Origin of the sequence: Nonomuraea maheshkhaliensis (assembly GCF_039529435.1) — a bacterium.
Lineage (GTDB): Bacteria > Actinomycetota > Actinomycetes > Streptosporangiales > Streptosporangiaceae > Nonomuraea > Nonomuraea maheshkhaliensis.
This window is the reverse complement of sequence record NZ_BAAAMU010000007.1, coordinates 90,472-111,381: the sequence shown is the minus strand read 5'-3', so window position 1 is coordinate 111,381 and position 20,910 is coordinate 90,472. Positions and strand designations below refer to the sequence as shown.

The 20,910-nt window shown below is 70.1% G+C and carries 16 protein-coding genes; 9 read left to right on the top strand and 7 right to left on the bottom strand.

What is annotated here, in order from left to right; genetic code table 11:
- Positions 1-39: 39 nt before the first annotated feature.
- Both ABFX54_RS07355 and ABFX54_RS07350 read left to right on the top strand, forming a co-directional pair.
- Positions 40-1,290 (top strand): PTS transporter subunit EIIC, encoded by a 1,251-nt coding sequence (locus ABFX54_RS07355; RefSeq protein WP_428834506.1) that lies wholly within the window; start codon positions 40-42, stop codon positions 1,288-1,290.
- A 222-nt stretch (positions 1,291-1,512) separates the two neighbouring features.
- Entirely contained in the window at positions 1,513-1,941 is a 429-nt protein-coding gene (locus ABFX54_RS07350) for an Rv3235 family protein (protein ID WP_346102539.1), read from the top strand.
- A gap of 99 nt (positions 1,942-2,040) precedes the next feature.
- Here ABFX54_RS07350 and secA read toward each other — a convergent pair whose 3' ends face one another.
- On the bottom strand, positions 2,041-4,830 hold the full coding sequence (secA, locus tag ABFX54_RS07345; RefSeq protein ID WP_346102537.1) for a preprotein translocase subunit SecA: 2,790 nt from the start codon (positions 4,828-4,830) through the stop codon (positions 2,041-2,043).
- Positions 4,831-5,054: 224 nt separating this feature from the next.
- On the opposite strand from secA, the gene ABFX54_RS07340 reads away from it, so the two are divergent.
- Both ABFX54_RS07340 and ABFX54_RS07335 read left to right on the top strand, forming a co-directional pair.
- Positions 5,055-5,315 (top strand): HGxxPAAW family protein, encoded by a 261-nt coding sequence (locus ABFX54_RS07340; RefSeq protein WP_346102535.1) that lies wholly within the window; start codon positions 5,055-5,057, stop codon positions 5,313-5,315.
- Positions 5,316-5,892: 577 nt separating this feature from the next.
- Positions 5,893-7,260, top strand: a complete 1,368-nt coding sequence (locus ABFX54_RS07335) for a winged helix-turn-helix domain-containing protein (RefSeq protein WP_346102533.1) — start codon at positions 5,893-5,895, stop codon at positions 7,258-7,260.
- 565 nt (positions 7,261-7,825) lie between these two features.
- Here ABFX54_RS07335 and ABFX54_RS07330 read toward each other — a convergent pair.
- The 6 genes from ABFX54_RS07330 to mtrA all read right to left on the bottom strand — a co-directional run bounded on the left by ABFX54_RS07330 (position 7,826) and on the right by mtrA (position 15,022).
- The gene (locus ABFX54_RS07330; RefSeq protein WP_106236680.1) at positions 7,826-8,524 is read right to left on the bottom strand and encodes a response regulator; all 699 of its coding nucleotides are present in this window, start codon (positions 8,522-8,524) and stop codon (positions 7,826-7,828) included.
- Between the two features lie 204 nt (positions 8,525-8,728).
- Positions 8,729-9,397, bottom strand: a complete 669-nt coding sequence (gene hpf / locus ABFX54_RS07325) for a ribosome hibernation-promoting factor, HPF/YfiA family (protein ID WP_346102531.1) — start codon at positions 9,395-9,397, stop codon at positions 8,729-8,731.
- 603 nt (positions 9,398-10,000) lie between these two features.
- Entirely contained in the window at positions 10,001-10,765 is a 765-nt protein-coding gene (locus ABFX54_RS07320) for a ComF family protein (protein ID WP_346102529.1), read from the bottom strand.
- Positions 10,766-10,827: 62 nt separating this feature from the next.
- Positions 10,828-12,561 carry an LpqB family beta-propeller domain-containing protein gene (locus ABFX54_RS07315; RefSeq protein ID WP_346102527.1) on the bottom strand — a complete coding sequence of 578 codons (1,734 nt, stop codon included), beginning with the start codon at positions 12,559-12,561 and terminating at the stop codon, positions 10,828-10,830.
- Positions 12,548-14,326: an MtrAB system histidine kinase MtrB gene (gene mtrB / locus ABFX54_RS07310; protein WP_346102525.1), complete on the bottom strand. Its 1,779-nt coding sequence runs from the start codon at positions 14,324-14,326 to the stop codon at positions 12,548-12,550. The genes ABFX54_RS07315 and mtrB overlap by 14 nt, the downstream gene beginning before the upstream one ends.
- 18 nt (positions 14,327-14,344) lie before the next feature.
- A complete protein-coding gene (gene mtrA, locus ABFX54_RS07305) occupies positions 14,345-15,022 on the bottom strand; it encodes an MtrAB system response regulator MtrA (protein ID WP_106236674.1) in 678 nt (225 codons plus the stop codon).
- A gap of 269 nt (positions 15,023-15,291) precedes the next feature.
- On the opposite strand from mtrA, the gene ABFX54_RS07300 reads away from it, so the two are divergent.
- From ABFX54_RS07300 to ABFX54_RS07280, 5 genes are all read left to right on the top strand, one after another.
- On the top strand, positions 15,292-16,602 hold the full coding sequence (locus ABFX54_RS07300; RefSeq protein WP_346102523.1) for a DUF7847 domain-containing protein: 1,311 nt from the start codon (positions 15,292-15,294) through the stop codon (positions 16,600-16,602).
- On the top strand, positions 16,599-17,237 hold the full coding sequence (locus ABFX54_RS07295; RefSeq protein WP_346102521.1) for a DUF4129 domain-containing protein: 639 nt from the start codon (positions 16,599-16,601) through the stop codon (positions 17,235-17,237). Before ABFX54_RS07300 ends, ABFX54_RS07295 begins: the two co-directional genes overlap by 4 nt.
- Positions 17,234-18,481: a DUF4350 domain-containing protein gene (locus ABFX54_RS07290; RefSeq protein WP_346102519.1), complete on the top strand. Its 1,248-nt coding sequence runs from the start codon at positions 17,234-17,236 to the stop codon at positions 18,479-18,481. Before ABFX54_RS07295 ends, ABFX54_RS07290 begins: the two co-directional genes overlap by 4 nt.
- Positions 18,471-19,451, top strand: coding sequence for an AAA family ATPase (locus tag ABFX54_RS07285; protein ID WP_346102517.1), 981 nt, complete (start codon positions 18,471-18,473; stop codon positions 19,449-19,451). The genes ABFX54_RS07290 and ABFX54_RS07285 overlap by 11 nt, the downstream gene beginning before the upstream one ends.
- Before the next feature lie 88 nt (positions 19,452-19,539).
- Positions 19,540-20,910: a DUF58 domain-containing protein gene (locus ABFX54_RS07280; protein WP_346102515.1), complete on the top strand. Its 1,371-nt coding sequence runs from the start codon at positions 19,540-19,542 to the stop codon at positions 20,908-20,910.

Genomic DNA, 20,910 nt, shown 5'->3' with positions numbered 1-20,910 from the left:
TCCGTGCTCGCGGTGCTGCAGCGGATCGGCCGCTCTCTGATGATGCCCATCGCGGTGCTTCCGGCCGCCGGCCTGCTCTTCCGGTTCGGTCAGGACGACCTGCTCGGCCAGGACGGCCTGGGCGGCGCCCTGCCCTGGCTGCTGCCCGTCGCGGGGGTCATGGCCGCCGCCGGCGGCGCCCTCTTCGACCATCTCGCGCTGCTGTTCGCCGTGGGCGTGGCGATCGGCTTCGCCCGCAGGGCCGACGGCTCCACGGCGCTCGCCGCCCTGGTCGGCTATCTCGTCTTCGACCGCGTGACCAGGACCATGTTCTTCGAGTCCGGGCCAGGCGCCGTCCACGACAAGGTCACCGTCATCCTCAGGAACGGCACCCCCGCCCTCGACCTGGGCGCCCAGAACCCCACCGGCGTCCTCGGCGGCATCCTCGTCGGCCTGGTCGCCGCCCTGCTGTGGCAGCGCTTCCACCGCGTCAAGCTGCCGTCCTGGCTGGCCTTCTTCGGCGGGCGCCGCTCGGTCCCCATCATCACCGCCGTCGCCGCCCTGCTGCTGGGCGTCGCCTTCGGCCTGCTCTGGCCGCCGATCGGCGACTGGCTGACCCGGGTCGGCGACTGGCTCTCGGCCCACGGCACGGCGGGAACGGGCATCTACGGCGTGGCCAACCGCCTGCTCATCCCCGTCGGTCTGCACCACGTACTCAACACCATCGTCTGGTTCACCCTCCCCGTCTGCCGCGCCGGCGTGAACGGCGCGACCCGGGACGCGGCGGGCGACCTCAACTGCTATTTCGCCGGAGAGCAGGGCGCGGGCGTCTTCATGACCGGTTTCTTCCCCGTGATGATGTTCGGCCTGCTGGGAGCCGCGCTGGCCATCTGGCGCGCCGCCCCGGCTCCGCGCCGCCGCGCCGTCGGGGGCATCATGCTCTCGGCCGGGCTGACGGCCTTCGTCACGGGCATCACCGAGCCGCTGGAGTTCGCGTTCATCTTCGTCGCTCCGGTGCTCTTCGCCGTCCACGCGCTGCTGACCGGCCTGTCCATGGCGCTGATGGCCGAATCGGGCGCGCGGCTCGGGTTCACGTTCTCGGGCGGCGCCATCGACTTGCTGCTGAACGCAGGCAAGTCCAACACGCACGGGCTGGGGCTGATCATCGGGTTCGGGCTGGCGTACCTGGTGATCTACTACGCCCTCTTCACCCTCCTGATCCGCCTGCTCAACCTGCCCACCCCCGGCCGCGAGCCCGAGAACGACATCCCGCAGACCGACACCCCGCAGATCCAGGACCCGCGGGCTTAGATCCGGCCCATTTAAGGTCGCCCGCAAAGCACCGGATCACGCCCGAAACTCTCTCGCCCCCTCACCACGAGGACTCCAACTCCACGAAATCACTCCCACCGAATATGGACGAACACGGGCGCCGAAAGCGGAAGTTGGTGCGGCCTGTATTCCTGAGCCGGGCCGAAAACTCCTTATAACGATTCTTTCTTTCACTCCTATCGAGCATTCGGAGGTTCCCCCATGCCCGGCATCGGCGTCACCCCCGCCCCCGAGCCGCCCTACGACGAAGAGCGCGGCCGTGCGCTGACCCACGGCGCGCTGGCCCTCAGCACGCACCCCATCGTGTGGGGCCCGCCGGGTGCCCTGCCCGACGAACGCAAGCTGCGCCACCTGGCCCAAGCCCTGGCCGAGGTCCTCACCGGCCGCCGAGCACCGGAGACCGTCGCCGACCGGCTCACCGACCGCGCGTACCGGGAGCTGACGCGAGCGGGCCGGATGCTCAGGGCCGGCCGGCCGCCTTTCGTCGGTGGCGTGCACATGAAGGAACCCCGCGAGGGCGCCATTGAAATGTGTGCCCTGGTCCATTGCGGCGACCGCAACCACGTACTCGCCGTACGCCTGGAACGAAGAGGACTGCAATGGCTGTGCACCGACTTCGAAACAGCCTGACCTCAGCGGCGGAGAAACCCAGAAGAACCCGAAAGAACACGGAGATCCTCGCTTCCCGCACGGAAAGCGAGGATCTCCGAGAACCCCTGAACTGAACGGTCAGGCGGCGTTCTTCGGGTCGCCGTGGCAGCGCTTGTACTTCTTGCCCGAACCGCACGGGCAGGGCGCGTTGCGCTCCACGTTGCCGTACGCCGCCCGCTCGGCCTGCGTGGTGCGGACCTTGACGTGCTCGACGTCGCCCTGCTCACCGGGCGCCGAGTATTCGAGCTCGGCCGGCCGGTCCGGCCCGCGCAGCCCGCGCGCGATGATCGAGCGGGTCTCCGCCAGCACCGCGTCCTCTTCCTCGACGATCGGGTTTTCCTGCACCTCGACCTCAAGGTTGAACAGGAACCCGACGGAGTCCTCCTTGATGCCCTCAAGCATCGCGGCGAACATCTCGAAGCCCTCGCGGGCGTACTCGATCTTCGGGTCCTTCTGTGCGTAGGCCCGCATGCCGATGCCCTCGCGCAGGTAGTCCATCTCGTAGAGGTGCTCGCGCCACTTGCGGTCGAGCACGGAGAGGATCACCCGGCGCTCCAGGTCGCGCATGGTCTCCGCGCCGAACTCCTCCTCGCGCCGGTCGTAGGCGGCCAGAGCGTCGGCCTTGATCTTGTCGACGAGCAGCTCGGCGGTGAGCTCCTCGCGGCCGCCGGCCTCCTCGACGACGTCGTCGATCCGGACGGAGATCGGGTAGAGCTCGCCGAACGCCTTCCACAGCTTCTCGAGGTCCCACTCCTCGGCGAAGCCCTCGGACGTGGCTCCCTGGACGTAGCCCTCGATCACCTCGCCGACGAAGCCGCGCACCTGCTCGTGCAGGTCGGCGCCTTCGAGCACGCGGTGGCGCTCGGCGTAGATGACCTTGCGCTGGCGGTCCATGACCTCGTCGTACTTCAGAACGTCCTTGCGGATCTCGAAGTTCTGCTGCTCGACCTGGTGCTGGGCGGAGGCGATGGCCTTGGAGACGATGCCGGACTCGATCGGCTGGTCGTCGGGGATCTGCAGCCTGGTCATGATCATCTCGACCCTGGCCGAGTTGAACAGGCGCATCAGGTCGTCGCCGAGCGAGAGGTAGAAGCGCGACTCGCCGGGGTCACCCTGGCGGCCGGAACGTCCGCGCAGCTGGTTGTCGATGCGGCGCGACTCGTGCCGCTCGGTGCCGAGGACGTAGAGGCCGCCGAGCTTGGTCACCTCGTCGTGCTCGGCCTTGACGGCCGCCCTGGCCTTCTCCAGCGCCTCGGGGTAGGCCTTCTCGTACTCCTCCGGCGTCTCGACCGGGTCGAGGCCGCGCTGGCGCAGCTCCAGGTCGGCGCGGAACTCGGAGTTGCCGCCCAGCATGATGTCGGTGCCTCGACCGGCCATGTTGGTGGCCACGGTGACGGCGCCCTTGCGGCCCGCCTCGGCGATGATCGACGCCTCACGCGCGTGGTTCTTCGCGTTGAGCACCTCGTGCTGCACGCCGCGCCGCTTGAGCGCCTTGGACAGCCGCTCGGACTTCTCGACGGAGGTGGTGCCGACGAGCACCGGCTGCCCGGCCTCGTAACGCTCCTTGATGTCCTCGACGACGGCGTTGAACTTGGCGTCCTCGGTCTTGTAGACCACGTCGGCCTGGTCCTTGCGGACCATCGGCCGGTTGGTCGGGATGGGCACCACGCCGAGCTTGTAGGTCTGGTGGAACTCGTTGGCCTCCGTGGCCGCGGTGCCGGTCATGCCGGCCAGCTTCCCGTAGAGGCGGAAGTAGTTCTGCAGGGTGACCGTGGCGAGAGTCTGGTTCTCGTCCTTGATCTTCACGCCCTCTTTGGCCTCGATGGCCTGGTGCATGCCCTCGTTGTAGCGCCGGCCGTGCAGGATGCGGCCGGTGAACTCGTCGACGATCAGGACCTCGCCGTCGGCGACGATGTAGTCCTTGTCCTTCTTGAACAGCTCCTTGGCCTTGAGCGCGTTGTTCAGGAAGCCGACCAGGTGGGTGTGCTCGGGCTTGTAGAGGTTGTCGATGCCGAGCCAGTCCTCGACCTTCTCCACGCCGGACTCGAGGATGCCGACCGTGCGCTTCTTCTCGTCGACGATGTAGTCGCCGGTGCTCTCCTCGCCCGGGTTCTTCGCCTCGACGCCCCTGCGCAGACGGGGGACGATCTTGGCGAACTCGGTGTACCACTTGCCCGACTGCTCGCCGGGGCCGGAGATGATCAGCGGGGTGCGGGCCTCGTCGATCAGGATCGAGTCGACCTCGTCGACGATCGCGTAGTTGTGGCCCCGCTGCACGCACTCGTCGAGCGACCAGGCCATGTTGTCGCGCAGGTAGTCGAAGCCGAACTCGTTGTTGGTGCCGTAGGTGATGTCGGCCTGATACTGCTTGCGCCGCTCCTCGGGCTGCTGGCCGGCGATGATGCAGCCCACCTCCAGGCCCAGGAAGCGGTGGATGCGGCCCATGGTCTCGGCGTCACGCTTGGCCAGGTAGTCGTTGACCGTGATGACGTGGACGCCCTTGCCGGAGATGGCGTTGAGATAGGACGGGAGCGTACAGGTCAGGGTCTTGCCCTCACCCGTCTTCATCTCGGAGATGTTGCCCATATGCAGATTCGCGCCACCCATGACCTGCACGTCGTAAGGCCGCTGGCCGAGCACGCGGCGGGCCGCCTCGCGCACGGTCGCGAACGCTTCGGGAAGCAGATCGTCGAGAGATTCGCCGTCAGCATGGCGCTGTTTGAATTCGTCCGTCAGCGCACGCAACTCCGCGTCGGACAGGCTCGTGAAGTCGTCCTCGATGGAGTTGACCTGGTCTGCGATCCGCTTGAGCTTGCGCAGGATCTTGCCTTCGCCGGCACGTAGGATCTTGTCGAGAATGGCTGCCACTTTATGTAAAGCTCCTCGCAGGTCTACCCCGGCGGCGCCGCCAGGAGGAGAGGCCGAGACAAACTTCCCCGCTTGCCATCGTAGGCGGTTCTGCAACCAGACACAGCCACCGTGACGGCGAGGGCGCGGAACGGGTCTGGGAGAATGACTTCAAGGCAGAGGGTATGCCGGTTGAGAGCCGGCTCGCACCATTAGCGCGATAACCGGCAAAGGAAGGATTAGTCATGGTTGAGGGGAAGAAGTCGGAGCAGACGGAGCATCTCGGCAGCCACGGCGGGCGGGCCTCTTCGTGGCTCGCGGTGACGGTGATGCTGGTGGGAACGGTCGTCGCCGGCTTCGGGCTGACGGCGGCCAACTGGACACTCGTCTGGATCGGCGCCGGGGTGTTCGTCGTCGGCGGAATCCTCGCGCTGGTCTTCGACATCTTCACCGATGTCGTGATCGACGCGCCGCGGGTGGGCATGCGCGCCGAAGACCACCGCTGACCACCACCGCCACCCAGACCCGCTCCAGCCACCGGCCCCGGCGGGCGCCCCTACTCCGGGCCGCCCGCCACCACGCTCCAGGAAGCCCCGCGCATGGGGGCGGCGCACTGGGGACCAGGTCCAAGCACGGGGACCGCTCCCACATGCGGGGGTGAGCGAATACCCGGGGCCGGCCCCACGGTGCACGTCCGACGCACGGGGGTCAGCCCACGCACAGGGATCAGCCCCGGCATGGGTATCAGCCCGCTGCGATCCACGCATGACGACCATTTCCGCCCATCCGGCCATCACCCCGCTATGGCGAGCTCTCGCACACGGTGCCATCCCGCGGGCTGAACGAGCCCCTACCCACCGCGCCATCCCGCACATGGGCACCACACGCCACACCGTCTCCGCACGTCGGGCGAGCTCCCGCAGGTGGGAGTCAGCACATCGCCGGGCCTCGGCGAGCCACCCGAGCCGGCGGAGAAGCGGACGGAAAAGCGCACCGCGCTTGTGGGCCGTCACCCACCCGGTCCGATTCTGTCGGTGCCCGCCGCTAGATTTCACGCATGCATTTCCGTACGGACGGCCAGCCATGAGCGATGTGATCGGCGCGACCAGCGTAACGGGCGGGACCGACGGGATCGACGCGGGCGACCCAAGCAGCGTCACCGGCGGGAGCGGCCGGACCAGCGACCCCAGCAGCCCCAGCCCGATCCGGGGGATCGGTCGCGACGCCGAGACCGGCAGGGCCGCCTCACCTGGCCTGGGCGGGCTCACGGATCTGACCGCTGACGAGGCGCGCCGGATCATCCTCCGCTCGCAGGGCTTCATCGGCGCCGACGTCCGCAAGGGCGGGGTGCATGCCATGCTGCGCAGACTGGGCGCCGTGCAGCTCGACACGATCTCGGTCCTGGCCCGTTCGCACGAACTGGTCGCCTATGCCCGGCTGGGCGCGGTCGGCCGTCCCAAGATCGAGCGCGCCTACTGGCACAATCCGGCTCAGAGCTTCGAATACTGGTGTCACGCCGCCTGCATCCTGCCCATCGAGCACTGGCCGCTCTACGCGTTCCGCCGCCAGGCGTTCCGTGACAGGCGCCAGCGCTGGCACCAGGTCCCCGACGGCGTCGAGAAGCTGCTCGACCAGGTGCGCGAGTCGGGCCCGCTGACGACCTCCGACGTGGGCGGTGCGAAGAACGGCGGCCCGTGGTGGGACTGGTCGGATTCGAAGATCGGCCTGGAGTGGCTGCTCGACATCGGCGAGCTGGTCTGCACCCGCCGGGTCGGCTGGCGCCGCGTCTACGACCTGGCCGAGCGTGTCGTCCCGGCGGAGCTGCTGGCCGAAGACCTGTCCGACGAGGAGTGCATCGTCCGCCTGGCCGCGATCGCGGGCCGTTCGCTGGGCGTGGCCAACCGCACCGACCTCATCGACTACCTGCGCCTCAAGGGCCGATACGCGGCGATCCTGGACGAGGTCCTGCTGAGCGGCGCGGCCGGCCTGGTGCCCGTGACCGTGGCCGGCTGGCCGGGCAAGAAGGGCCAGGGCAATGCCTGGGCCGACCCCGCGGCCCTGGAGTCGGAGCCGCGCGGGCGTCACCGTACGACGCTCGTGTCACCGTTCGACTCGCTCATCTGGCATCGGGGCCGCACTGAGCGGGTGTTCGGCTTCAACTACACGCTGGAGCTGTACGTGCCCAAGCACAAGCGCGTCCACGGCTACTTCACGATGCCGGTGCTGGCCGGGGGCCGGCTGATCGGCCGCGTCGACCCGGCCCGCGAAGGCTCCACGCTGGTGGCCAGGCAACTCAGCCTGGAACCCGGCCTCTCCCCCGCCAAGTGGACCGACGCCTTAAGAGAAGCTCTGTGGTCAGCAGCCGAGTGGGTGGGCTGCGACGCCGTACGCGTCGAACGCACCGACTCCCCAGAACTGCTCTCAGCCCTCAACTCGCCGAGAACCACCTGACCCCAGCCCCGACTTCACCTGTCCGCTCGGGACCCCGGACGCCCGAGCGGGGGCGGGAGGACGTTCGAGAGCCCTGTGTGGGGCGCGAACGTCTGAACGCCGAGCGGAGGGTGGACGTCCGAACGCGGAGCGGGGCACGGTTCAGCGCTCCTACGCGGCGCAGGACGACGCGACACGCAACGGTCGGCGCAGGATCATTCGCCTCCGTCTCAGCAGAAGTCGGTGCCGCTCACGTCCACCGCCTCCGCTGCGATCCGAAGGCTGTTCGCCGTCGCGGGCTGCAGCGTCTCTCCAGGGCCGGGTGACATGTGGGGAGATCACTCATCCGCCGCTCGGCGGGACACCACCTCATCGCGTTCCTCGTTCCGCCCGCGATACAGGGCGGGCGGGGGAAGCGTCGTCCCTGGCTGACGCGGACGGGGCACCCGCCCTTGGGACGGGATCGGAGCCGCCCTTGGGACGGGGTGGGGCCGCCCTGGGCCAGGGGTGGAAGATGGTTCTGGCCGGATGACGGTTGGATGCTTTTGTTGTGGCGGGCTGTGGCGCGATTTCCAGCCCGGCCAGGTCAGGTGATTTCGAGCATTCGTTCCCGTACCGCGTAAACCACGGCCTCCATCCTCGAATGCAGTTGCAGCTTGTCGAGGATGTTGCGGACGTGGTTCTTCACCGTGTTCTCCGAGATGAACAACTGCTTGGCGATCTCGCGGTTGTTCATCCCCTTGGCCACCAGGCGCAGCACCTCCATCTCCCGGTCGGTCAGCCGGGGGACGGGGAGTTGGGGTGGGCGCTCGGCCTCCTTGCGGCTCATGTTGGCGAACTCGCTGATGAGCTTGGCCGCCATCGCCGGGTTGATTAACGACTGTCCCTCGTGGACGCCCCGCACCGCGGCGGGTACGTCGTTGATCTGGACGTCCTTGAGCAGATAGCCGGTGGCGCCCGCCTTGATGGCCTCGAAGAGGTCTTCTTCCTCGTCGCTGACCGTCAGCATGATGATGCGGGTGCTCGGGACCGAGGCCTTGATGCCCTTCGTCGCCTCGATCCCGTCCTGCCGGGGCATGCGGACATCCATGAGGGCGACGTCAGGCATGAGGCGATCGGCCAGTTCGACCGCCTCCTGCCCGTCGCTCGCCTCACCGACCACCTCGATGTCTGGCTCCGCGGCCAGCGCCAGCGCCAGGCTGCGCCTGATCAGCTCGTGATCGTCGACGATCAGCACGCGGATCGGCTCGCTCGCCGGCGTACGGACCTCGCCGGACTCGGTCACAAGGCCTCCCTGATCCGCCTCGCGACCTCGGTCCGACTGGCGACGATCCGCCTCGCGCCTGCCTTTCCCTCGCTTCGCTCGCTCATCTGCGCCTGACTGAGCTCGCTCACGTCTCCTCCTCGTCGGGGGGCCAGAGCCGTTGAACCGCCATGATGGCACGTACCCGCGGTTCTCGGGTGGTCGAGAAGATCTTTTAGCGCGCGATCAGGGCTCTACGAGCCGCAACACGCCGTAGTTGTACCCGCGTCTGTTGTAGACGACGCACGGCTGGCCGCTCTCCTTGTCACGGAACAGATAGAAGTCGTGTCCGACCAGTTCCATCTCGAGGAGGGCCTGGTCGATGGTCATGGGCTCGGCCCGGTGGTACTTCTCCCGTACGATGAGCGGCCCGTCGCCGTCCATCTCGATGGGGACGATGTCGTCGTAGAGCTGGTCGCGCTTCTCCCGCAACTCGTCGTCCTCGGCCTCGGGCTGCTTGGGGACGGTCGTCTGCTTGGCCTGGGCCAGGTCGGCGGTGTCGGGAAGGGTCGCGGTGATCTCCGCCACCGAGGGTGGGCAGTGGTTGCCGTGGTGAACCTTGCGCCGGTCGGCCAGGCGCCTGAGGCGGCCTTCCAACTTGTCGAGTGCGAGGTCGAGGGCTGCGAACCGGTCGTCGGCCGAGGCTTCGGCGCGGATGGCCGGTCCTCGCGAGTGAATGGTGAGCTCGACCCGCTCTCGCTGTCCGGCGAGACGCGGGTTGCGTTCCTTGGACACCTCCACATCGACTCGGATGAGTTTGTTGTCCAGACGTTCGATCCTGGCCAGCTTGGTCGTCACGTGGTCTCGGAACCGGTCACTCACTCCTGTGTGCCGGCCCTTGACGATGATGTCCATGCAACAGCCCCCCTTCGGTCTAACGACTGAGCGAGAGCGCCCGACGACGTGCGTGCCGGACGAGGTTCTCTGTCTGCCTTCCTGTCACCGTTACCCTCTTCCGACTAGGCATCACCGGGAACTCGGAAGGCACCCGCCCGGCCGACCTGGTCTTCGACCCCACATTCGCCTGCTGAGGGTCTCGCAGCTCTGTTGCCACTACTGCCCTTCTCTTCTGGCGGGGGACATCTGGACCCCCGGGAAGGCAGGACTTACCCCTAAGCCGCACCGTGATCGGTCGACAAAGAGTCGCCTTACGTGGACCGTTTTGCCTGCGGCTGGCATCGGCTAGCAGAGCCGGGAACCCCGACCCTGCGCAACCACGGACCCGAACGGGTGCCATGTCAGAACGCTATCCGTATCCAGCAAGAATGTCAGCCGGAGGATCGGACGATAGATCACTTTGCGTGAGATTCGGCGGGCCGGAGAGCGCCTTCCGGCGCCCTGTTCAACCGATGGGCAACCCTTATCGGCACGGGCCTCCCATACGCTGAGCTGCTATACCACGGCACGGGGGGTAGCGACATGTCACCTTCCGGCTAGAGGCATGAATTGGATCTTTCTTTACCGACCGTCACCGTAATTGATTTGAGATCTTCGGCGTGTCGCTCCGACGGTCACGGCCAGCGGCACGCGCAGGCCCGACGACCGCAGTGCCCTCGCGGCCTCGGCGAGGGTGGCGCCGGTCGTGACAATGTCGTCCACGAGCAGCGCAAAGGCCCCTGGAGGGCCGTTCGCGGCCGGAACGACCTGGAGTGACCCGGCGAGGTTGGCGACCCTCTCAGGGCCGCTCAGGCCCGCCTGGTCGGCCACCCGGCCGGTCTGCCGCAGGCCCCGCCACGCTACGGCCGCCAGCCCGGCCTCCCGCAACCCCCCGGCGACGAGCCCGGCCAGCCGGCCCACGTGGTCATGGCCTCTGCCCCTGCGGCTCCGCCGCGCGCTGGGCACCGGCACGACCACGAGCCCGCCATTCCCCCGCTGTCCGTCCGCCCACCGCCCGTCCACCCACCGCCCGTCCACCCACTGCCCGTCCGGACGGCGCCACCCCTCGCGTACGGCCGCCAGGACCGTGTGGGTCAGCGCCTGCGCCAGGACCGCCGCCAGCACCACGGCGCCCCGCTCCTTGTACGCCACCACCAGCCGGCGCACCGCCCCCTCGTAACGAGCCGCCGACCAGCAATCGGGCAGGCCAGGCGGAACCGGGTCGGGCAGGCGTCTGGCGGGCGCGGCGGTCAGGGCGCCGAAGCAGCGGAGGCAGCACGACGCCCCCTGGGCGCCGCAGCCGGCGCAGGAGGAGGGGAGGATGAGATCCAGTACGGTGCTAAGCACGCGGCCCAGCGTGCCCGCCGCCACCGACAGTTTCCGGCCTCAGGAACAGCGCAGGAGCAGAATCAGCCGAGAGGGAACAGCGGCGCGCCCGCGTCGGAGTCGATCTTGGCGGTCCAGGTCTGCCGGTCCTGGCCGAGTTCGAGCAGCTTGGCCCCCTTGTCGGTCTCCGCCAGCACCCGGTCACCCAGCGCCGCCACAGACCTGAGCCGCTCGGTCAGCGGCACCCCGGTGCTCTCCCCGTCGCCCACGTTGATCTCGGTGAGGATGTGCCCGGCCTGGCTCTGTACGAGGACGAGCAGGTGCTCCTCGTCCCCCCACGCCACGTCGATGATCTTGTCGGCCTCGTTCGTGGCGGTCAGCGCGCGCAGGTTGCCCAGCTTCATCTGCGGCCCCTCCCCGGTCAGCGCGCTGATCTGGACGGTGTTGCGCCCGGTCATCACCATGACGCGCACGCCGTCCCTGGCGATGCGCAGCCTGGTGACGTCGAGCCCGGCCAGGTTGGGCGCCTCGACCGGCTCGGCGCCGCGTCCGCTGGAGGGGTCGTACCGCAGCAGCACGGAGTCCTTCCTGTCGTAGGTCCACAGGGAGCCGTCACGATGCCAGGTCGGCGCGGTGAAGTCGTCGCCCTTGCCGTGGATGACCTCCTGCCAGCGCCCCTGCGGCACCATCGCCGCCACCGAGATGCCGGTGGAGGTCCTGGCGGCGACGAGGGAGTTGCCGTTCTCCTCCTTGGAGACGGCGAAGTCGCTGTAGCCGTCGCGCTGCTCTCCCGCCGCGCCGGCCACGACGCCGCCGGGGCCGTCCTTGCTCAGGTAGTGGATCGCGCCCTTGGTCACGTAGTAGGCGGTCTTGCCGCTGTCGTCCAGCCAGCTCTCGTCGGTGTTGGGCAGGGCGGTGGTGTACGGCTCGCCGTTCGCCTGGATCTCGATCGTGCGGCCCTTGGCGACGTCGTTCGCGTTCAGGCTGTACTTGATCTGGGCCCTGAGCGCGTCTCTGGAGCTGAGGTCGAGCGGGCCCGACAGGTTGACCACGACGCGCTCGCCGCCCTCGCCCGACCTGATCGACTCGATCCTGGTGCCCTCGGGGAGGCTGGTGGTCACCGCGTCCTTCAGGGTCGCGGTCGGCGGCTTGAGCAGCCGTTCGAGCACGGTCTGCGCGAACGACTCGGTCGTCTTCAGCCGCAGCCGCACCCGGTCGACGACCAGCCGGTCCTGGAGGCTGCGGTTGAGGTAGTAGAGGGTGGTCGGACGGTACGCGCGCCGCACGTCGGCCCTGGTGAGCACGAGCCCCTGCGGCAGGCTCTTGACCAGGTAGCCGCCCTGGGGCGCCTTGACCAGGTCGAACGGCTGCTCCCACGACCCGCCGGTGGGCGTGTAGGTGTCGTCCTCGTCGATGCGGGCGGCGTACTTGCCCTTGAGCACGACCTTGAGCACCGGGTCGGTGGCCTCGCGCGGCGGCGGCGGGACGACGTCGATCGCGTCCTCGACCACCGTCACGGGCCCGCCTGCGCTCCACTTGGCGCGCGCCTCGGGGGTGAGGTAGCTGAGCAGGATCGACGGGTCGTCCGCGTAGGCGGCCATGGCGGCCTGGAGGCCGCGCATGGTCTCGTCGATCCCCCAGTTCGGCTGCGGCTTGATGGCGATCATGCGGTGGAACGGCTTGCTGAGCGGATCGCCCGCGCCCTGGTCGTTGACGGTGTACGGGCCGCTCACGGGGATCACGGTGCAGCCGGAACCCGCCCAGGCCACCGTGACCGCGAGCGCGACCGCCGTGCCGAGCCGCCTAATCCTCGTCATATCCGGCCCTGTCGTATCCCGCGCCGTCATAGCTGGAACTGTCGCCGGAGGCCGGCAGCAGCACGGGCGTCATGGCGGTGCGCCAGGTGCGGCGCATCTCGATCTCGGGCGGCACCAGCGACAGCGGCGAGCCCTTCAGGTCGGATCCGGCGACCCTGGGCAGGGTCAGCCTGAACTGGGAGCCTTCGCCGGGCTGCCCCCATGCCTGCAGCCAGCCGCCGTGCAGGGTGGCGTCCTCGCGGGAGATCGCGAGGCCGAGCCCGGTGCCGCCGATGGTCCTGGCCCGCGACGGGTCGGCCCGCCAGAACCGGTCGAACACCATCGTGTCCTCGCCGGCCTTGAGCCCGATGCCGTGGTCGCGTACGGCGACGGCCACCGCGTCTCTGTCGGCCCCCACGGTGACCACGACGTCCCTGCCCTCGCCGTGCTCGATGGCGTTGAACAGCAGGTTGCGCAGGATCCGCTCGACCCGCCGGTTGTCGATCTCGGCCATGCACGGCTCGTTGGGCAGCCGCAGCTCGAAGCGGGTGGTGTGGCGCTCGGCCAGCGCCTCGGAGTCGCCGATCGCCCGCAGCACCACGTCGCGGACGTCCACGGAGTCGAGGTCGAGCGTGGCCGCGCCCGCGTCGTAGCGGCTGATCTCCAGCAGGTCGGTCAGCATCGACTCGAACCGCTCCAGCTGCGCCTGCATGAGCTCGGCCGAGCGGGCGGCCATGGGGTCGAAGTCCTCGCGGGCGTCGTAGAGCAGGTCGGCGGCCATGCGGACGGTCGTGAGCGGCGTGCGCAGCTCGTGGGAGACGTCGGAGACGAACTGCCGCTGGACCTGCGAGAGCTCCTCAAGCTGGTGGATCTTGAGCGCGAGATTAGCAGCCATTTCGTTGAACGAGTTCGCCAGCCGGGCCAGGTCGTCCTCGCCGCGTACTTTGAGTCGTTCGTCGAGCTTGCCGGCGGCCAGCCGCTCGGCGGCCTCGCGCGCCAGCCGCACGGGGCTGACGACCTGGCGGGCGACGAGGTAGGCGATGGCGGCCAGCAGCAGCACGAGCCCCAGGCCGACCACGACGATGGCGAGCCTGACGTTGGTCAGCAACTCCTCTTCCTCGTTGAACGGGAAGAAGTGGTAGACCTCGTAGTTCTCGCCGGTCGGGAGCACGTGGACGATGCCGCCGACCACGAACCGCAGCTGCGGCTGGCTCTCGCCCGCGAGCCTGATCGACTGGATGAACCCGACGGTCTTGTCGTACTTGTACTCGCGGATGTTGCGCTGCAGGCTGAGCCGGAGCCCCACCGGCACGTTGGCGGGCTCGACGCTGTTGGACGCCCGCGACTTGCCGGGGTTGGTCAGGTTGAGCACCAGCACCTCGTAGCGCTTCTCCGAGGCGTCGTCGCGGGAACCGGTGATGGTGTCCATGACGTCGTCGAGCGGGTCGGCCGCCCCCTTCTCGCCGCCGTCGGCCGCCTTGGCCGGATCGTCTGTCTCGGGGGCCAGCGCGTCGGCGATGCGCAGCCGGTCGGCGGTCGCCTCGCCGGAGGAGGACTGCTGGCTGCTCTGCACGACCGAGTTGTTGATCTGCTGGAACAGGAACGTCCCGAGCACCACGACCACGATCACCGAGATCACGAGCGTGCTGGTGACCACCTGGAGGTGCAGCGAGCGCCGCCAGATGCTGCGCGTCCTGCCCGCCGCACGGCGAACCCGCCGGCGAACGCCGCCGAGAATCTGGCGGAGTGTGCGTCGGCGGGATCTCTTCTTCCTGGTCGGGGGCATGGCAGGGCGCTACGAGGGTTAGGCGGGGCCGGCTTTGTAGCCGACACCGCGTACCGTCACCACGATCTCGGGGTGCTCGGGGTCCTTCTCGATCTTGGCCCTGAGCCGCTGCACGTGCACGTTGACCAGCCGCGTGTCGGCCGCGTGGCGGTAGCCCCACACCTGTTCGAGCAGGACCTCGCGGGTGAACACCTGGCGCGGCTTGCGGGCCAGCGCCACCAGCAGGTCGAACTCCAGGGGCGTGAGGTTGATGGTCTCCTCGCCGCGCTTGACCGAGTGGCCGGCCACGTCGATGGTGATGTCGCCGATCTGCAGGATCTCCGGGGTCGGCTCATCAGTGCGGCGCAGCCGCGCCCGCACCCTGGCCACCAGCTCCTTCGGCTTGAACGGCTTGACGATGTAGTCGTCGGCGCCCGACTCCAGACCGAGCACGATGTCGATCGTGTCGCTCTTGGCCGTGAGCATGACGATGGGAACCCCCGACTCCGCCCTGATCCTGCGCGCGACGTCGATGCCGTCGGCCCCCGGCAGCATCAGATCGAGCAGCACCAGGTCCGGGCGTGTATCCCGGAACGCGTCGAGGGCCTTGTCGCCGTCGGACACAAATGACGGCTCGAAGCCTTCCCCCCGCAGCACGATCCCCAGCATCTCGGCGAGAGCGGCGTCGTCGTCGACGACCAGCACGCGACCTTTCATGGCCCCTCATTCGTTCTACGCATTGTGGGACATACCCGCACGATCGCTGAAGGTTACCCTTGGTCGACCCATGAGTGTGACCTGAGCCGTGCAAAAGGCGAATTTTAGGCCCGCCCCCGCGACCGCAATCTCAGTCTGCGGTAACACAGCGACTTTCGGCCATCCCCGGACGCGAACCTTGCCCGGATTCGTCGGTGAATGCCGTCAAGATGACATCGCGAATCCTTCCCGCGACACCAATGCCCCGCCCAGCGTGCCAGGATTGGGATATGTCAGACGGTCACGGTCCCACGCCCGGGACGCCATCAGGCTGGTCGGCCGAACAGCCCCCGCCCTACAGCGCCCCGCCGGCCTCGCCGTGGACCGCGCCCGGCGCGCAGCCGCAGCAGCAGGTGCCCTACGGGCAGCCGTACGGGGACACGCCGCCGCATCAGCGGCCCGACGCGCTCGGACCCCAGACACCCTATCCGCCTCATCCGCCCCATCCGAACTATCCGCACCAGCAGCCCCCGCAGGGCTGGGGCCCGCATCCGGCCCCCGGCTACGGCCCCCATGCGCCGGCGCTGCGGCCGGGGATCATCCCGCTGCGCCCGCTCGGCCTCGGCGACATCCTCGACGGCACGATCAAGCTGATCAGGTCCAACCCCAAGGCCGTGCTCGGGCTGTCGGCCGTGGCCGCCCTGCTCGCCGCCGTGCCGCTGGCCATCGGCCAGGTGTTCGTGCTCAACTCCATGAGCGGCATGCTGTCCGACCCCAGCAGCGTGAGCACCGCCGAGAGCGAGCTCACCACCATCTACGGCGTCGCCGGGCAATACATCGGCTCGATCATCTCGTACGCCATCCAGTTCGTCGTGGTGACGCTGCTGACCGGCGTGCTGACCCGCATACTCGGCCGGGCCGTCTTCGGCGGCAACATCACCGCCGGCGAGGCGTGGCAGCTGGTCAAAGGCCGGGTGCCCGCGCTGTTCGGCGTGGTGGGACTGATGGCCGTCATCATGCTGGTGCCGCTGATCGTCTTCGTCGGGCTCATCGTGGCGCTCGCGGCCAACGCCTCCAGCTCCGACGCCGGCTGGATCGCCCTGGTGTCGATCCTGTTCGTCATCGTCTACCTCGCCTACTACCTGTACTTCAGGACCCGCTTCGCCCTCGCCTCCCCCGCCGTGGTGCTGGAGGGCAGGGGGCCGCTCGACGCCATGCGCCGCTCGTGGCACCTGGTCAGCGGCGACTTCTGGCGGTGCTTCGGCATCCTGCTGCTCACGTCCCTGCTCGTGGGCCTCGTGGCGAGCATCCTGACGGTGCCGTTCACGCTGGCCGGCACGATGTTCGGCATGTTCGGCGCCGGCTCGGCGGCCACCACCGTGGTCTCAGCGGTGCTGATCACGATCGGCGCCACGCTCGGGTCGATGTTCACCTACCCGTTCGAGGCCGGCGTCTCCGGCCTGCTGTACGCCGACCGGCGCATGCGCAGTGAGGCGTTCGACCTCGTGCTGCAGACGGCCGCGGTCGAGCAGCAACGCCAGGGCTGGGTGCACGCCTCGGCCGACGAGCTCTGGCACCCGTCCAACTCCGCCGGGTCGTGAACCCGGTCGACAGGGGGGAGGCCGCGGGCAGGGCCGCGCGGGAGCTCCTCGATCCCGCCTACGAGCACGAATCGCTGTTCGACCTGATCCACCGGCGGGTGACGCAGTTCCTCGGCGACCTCGTCGACGCGGTCGGCGGGGGCGGCTCGGCGGGCGGGATCATCGCCGCGGCGCTGATCGTGACGATCCTGCTCGGGGTGATGACGCTGATCACCTGGCGGCTGCGCAGGACCGCCCGGCGGCGGGCGCCCGGCACGAGCGGGCTGTTCGGCGGCCGGACGATGAACGCGGCCGACCACCGGCGGGAGGCCGAGAGGCTGGCCGCCGAGGGCGCGTGGACGGAGGCGGTCCAGGAGCGGCTGAGGGCCATCGCCCGCGACCTGGAGGAACGGGCGATCGTGGACGGCATGCCGGGGCGCACGGCCCACGAACTCGCCAACGAGGCGGCGTGGTCGCTGCCCGGCTTCGCCGGGGAACTGGCGACGGCCGCCCGGTCGTTCGACGACGTGACGTATGGCGGGGTCCTGGGGACGCGGGAGGCGTACGAGCGGATGGCGAGCCTCGACGACCGCCTGCGCCAGGCCCGCCCGGCCCCGCTCGCGACCGCCGTTGGGACGGGGGGCGGGGCGGGATGAGCATCTTCGCGCGTCCGGCCGACGCCGGAGCACCGCCTCCGCCCGGCTCCGCGGCCGCGCCGACGCCGCCGACCCCGCCGCCAGGAGCGAACGGCCGGGGCTCCTCCTCGACCTCCCCCACCGCCCGCTCCGTCTGGCGCTCCGGCCGCCTGATCGTGCTGCTGGGTGTGCTGGTCGTGCTCATCGCGGTGATCGGCGTCCTGCTCGGTCCCGGCCGCGGCGAGTCCCGTCCGCTCGACCCTGACGACACCTCACTCGCCGGGTCCAGGGCCCTGGCCGAGATCCTGCGCGATCGCGGCGTCACCATCGAGCGGGTCGAGTCGACGCAGGCGGCGGAGGAGAAGGCCGCCGCCGGTGACAAGCTGCTGGTCATCACCAACCTCGCGTGGTACGACGAGCACCGCCTGGCCAGGATCCCGGGTGACCGCCTCGTCGTCGGCCCCCTCGCGTTCATGGAGACCGTCGCGCCGGGACTGCGGACCGAGCCGGGCGACAACCGCGCGCGTTCCCGCGAGCCCGAATGCGGCCTGCCTGCGGCCGCGGCGGCCGGCAGCGTGCACATCGGCGGCCAGGCGATGCGCGGTCCCGCCGGCACGGTCGGCTGTTTCCCGGTCGAGGACGGGCATCTGCTCGTCCGCTTCCAGGGCGACGGTGGCGTCACCACCGTGGTCGGCGACGGGAGCTTCATGACCAACCAGCGCCTGGCCGAGGACGGCAACGCGGCGCTGGCGATCAACCTGTTCCAGACCGGGAAGAGCGTCCTGTGGCTGACGGCTCCGGCCCATCCGCCCGCCGTGGACCTGCCCGGCGAGGGCGGCAAGTCGATCTACGACCTGATGCCGGAGAGCATCCGCTGGGCCATCTACATGGCGATCATCGCCGTGGCCGTCGCCGCGTTCTGGCGGGGCAGGCGGCTCGGGCCCGTGGTGACGGAGAAGCTGCCCGTCGTGGTCAGGGCGGCCGAGACCGTCGAGGGCCGCGGCCGGCTCTACCGGGCCAGGCGGGCCAGGGGCCGGGCGGCCGCGTCGCTGCGGGCGGGCACGATCGACCGGCTCGCGCCCAGGCTCGGGCTCGGGTCGAACGCCGGGCAGCACGAGGTCGTCGCGGCCATCGCCGCCCGTACCGGACAGGACGCCCACCAGGTCGGCACCGCGCTCTACGGCCCGCCCCCGCCCGACGACGCGGGGCTCGTCGCGCTGGCCGGATATCTCGACCTCATCGAAAGGCAGTTGAGTGAACTCTGAGGATGCATACCGGGTGACGGCCTCGGGCGACTCGGCCAGGGAGGCGCTGGGCGCGCTGCGTGCCGAGGTGTCGAAGGCCGTGGTCGGCCAGGACGCGGTGGTGACGGGGCTGGTCATCGGGCTGCTGTGCGGAGGGCACGTGCTGCTCGAAGGTGTGCCCGGCGTGGCCAAGACGCTGATGGTGCGGACGCTCGCGGCGGCGCTGTCCCTGGACTTCAAGCGGGTGCAGTTCACGCCCGACCTGATGCCGGGTGACGTGACGGGGTCGCTGATCTACGACACGCGCACGGCGGAGTTCGAGTTCCGCGAGGGGCCGGTGTTCACGAACCTGCTGCTCGCCGACGAGATCAACCGCACCCCGCCGAAGACGCAGGCGGCGCTGCTGGAGGCGATGGAGGAGCGGCAGGTCAGCGTGGAGGGCGCGGCCAGGCTCCTGCCCGACCCGTTCATGGTGTGCGCGACGCAGAACCCGGTCGAGTACGAGGGCACCTACCAGCTGCCGGAGGCCCAGCTCGACCGTTTCCTGGTCAAGCTGACGGTGCCGCTGCCGCCGCGCGAGCAGGAGATCTCGGTGCTGGAGCGGCACGCGCTCGGCTTCGACCCGCGCGACCTGTCGGAGGTCAAGGCCGTGGCCACGGCCGCCGACCTGGCGGCGGGGCGGGAGGCGGTCGCGCAGGTTCGGGTGGCGCCCGAGGTGCTCGGCTACGTCGTGGACGTGGCCCGCGCGACCAGGAGCTCCCCTTCGCTGCAGCTCGGCGTCTCGCCGCGCGGCGCCACGGCACTGCTGGCCGCGGCGCGGGCGTGGGCGTGGCTGTCCGGGCGGCCGTACGTGACGCCTGACGACGTGAAGGCGCTGGCCAGGCCGGCGCTGCGGCACCGGGTGCAGTTGCGGCCCGAGGCCGAGCTGGAGGGGGCGACCGCCGACGGCCTGCTCGACGGCATTCTCGCCTCGGTCCCGGTCCCGCGCTGATGCCCGCGAACGAGCTGACGGCATCGGCGGTGCTGATGCCCGCGAGTGAGCTGACCGAGCGGGCGAGCCGACAGGGCGGGTGGGGCCGATGGCGCTGACCGGACGTACCGGGCTGATCGCGCTGGCCGGGATCGTCGTGGTGCTGTTCGCGCCGCGTCCCGGTGCCGCGCTGGCCGGAGTGTGCCTGCTGCTGGCCTCGGGGATCGTGGTCGATCTGACGTTCGCCGGGGCCGTGCGCCCGCTGCGGCTGCACCGCTCAGGCGAGACCCTGGTCAGGCTGGGCGGGCAGGCGACGGTGGAGCTGGTGGTCGAGAACCCGGGCAAGCGGCGCGTACGCGGCCTGCTCAGGGACGCCTGGCCGCCGTCGGCGGGCGCCGCGCCACGCGAGGCCGAGCTGGACGTGCTGAGCGGCGAGCGCCGCAGGATCGTCGTGACGCTCACCCCCACCAGGCGCGGGGACCGCTCGTCCGTGGCGGTGACGGTGCGCTCCGTCGGGCCGCTGGGCCTGGCCGCGCGCCAGGGCAGCCACCGGGCCCCGTGGACCGTACGGGTGCTGCCGCCGTTCCTGTCGCGCAAGCACCTGCCGTCCAGACTGGCCAGGCTGCGTGAGCTCGACGGGCAGCATCCGGCGCTGGTGCGCGGGCAGGGCACCGAGTTCGACTCGCTGCGCGAGTACGTCGTGGGCGATGACGTGCGCTCGATCGACTGGCGGGCCACCGCGCGCCGCCACGACGTCGTCGTCCGCACCTGGCGTCCCGAACGCGACCGCCGCGTGCTGATCGTGCTCGACACCGGCCGCACCTCGGCGGGCCGGGTGGGCGACGCGCCCGTCCCCATGGCGGGGGCGGAGGCGAACACCGGCCTGCTCGCACCCCCCGATTCCCGGCCCGCGCCCGGCTGGCCGCGCCTGGACTGGTCGATGGACGCGGCGCTGCTGCTGGCCGCGCTGGCGGCCAGGGCCGGCGACCAGGTCGACTTCCTCGCCTACGACCGCGCCGTGCGCGCCTGGGTGAGCGGCGCGTCACGCACCGAGCTGCTGTCGATGCTGGTCAACGCGATGGCGCCGATCGAGGCGGAGCTGATCGAGGCCGACGCGCAGGGCATGGTGGCGGCCATCCTGTCGCGGGCCAAGCGGCGCTGCCTGGTCGTGCTGCTCACCGACCTCAACTCGGCGGCCATGGACGAGGGGCTCATGCCGGTGCTGGCGCAGCTGTCCGCGCGGCACCTGGTGCTGGTGGCCGGCGTGTCCGATCCGCGGGTGGCGGCCATGGCGGGCCGCAGGGGGTCGGTCGAGGAGGTGTACGACGCGGCGGCGGCCGAGCAGGCCCAGCTCGGACGCAGGCGGATCACGGCCAGGCTGCGGCGGCACGGCGTGGAGGTCGTGGACGCGCCGCCGGAGGAGATCGCGCCGGCGCGGGCGGACGCCTATCTGGCGCTGAAGGCGGCCGGCCGCCTCTGA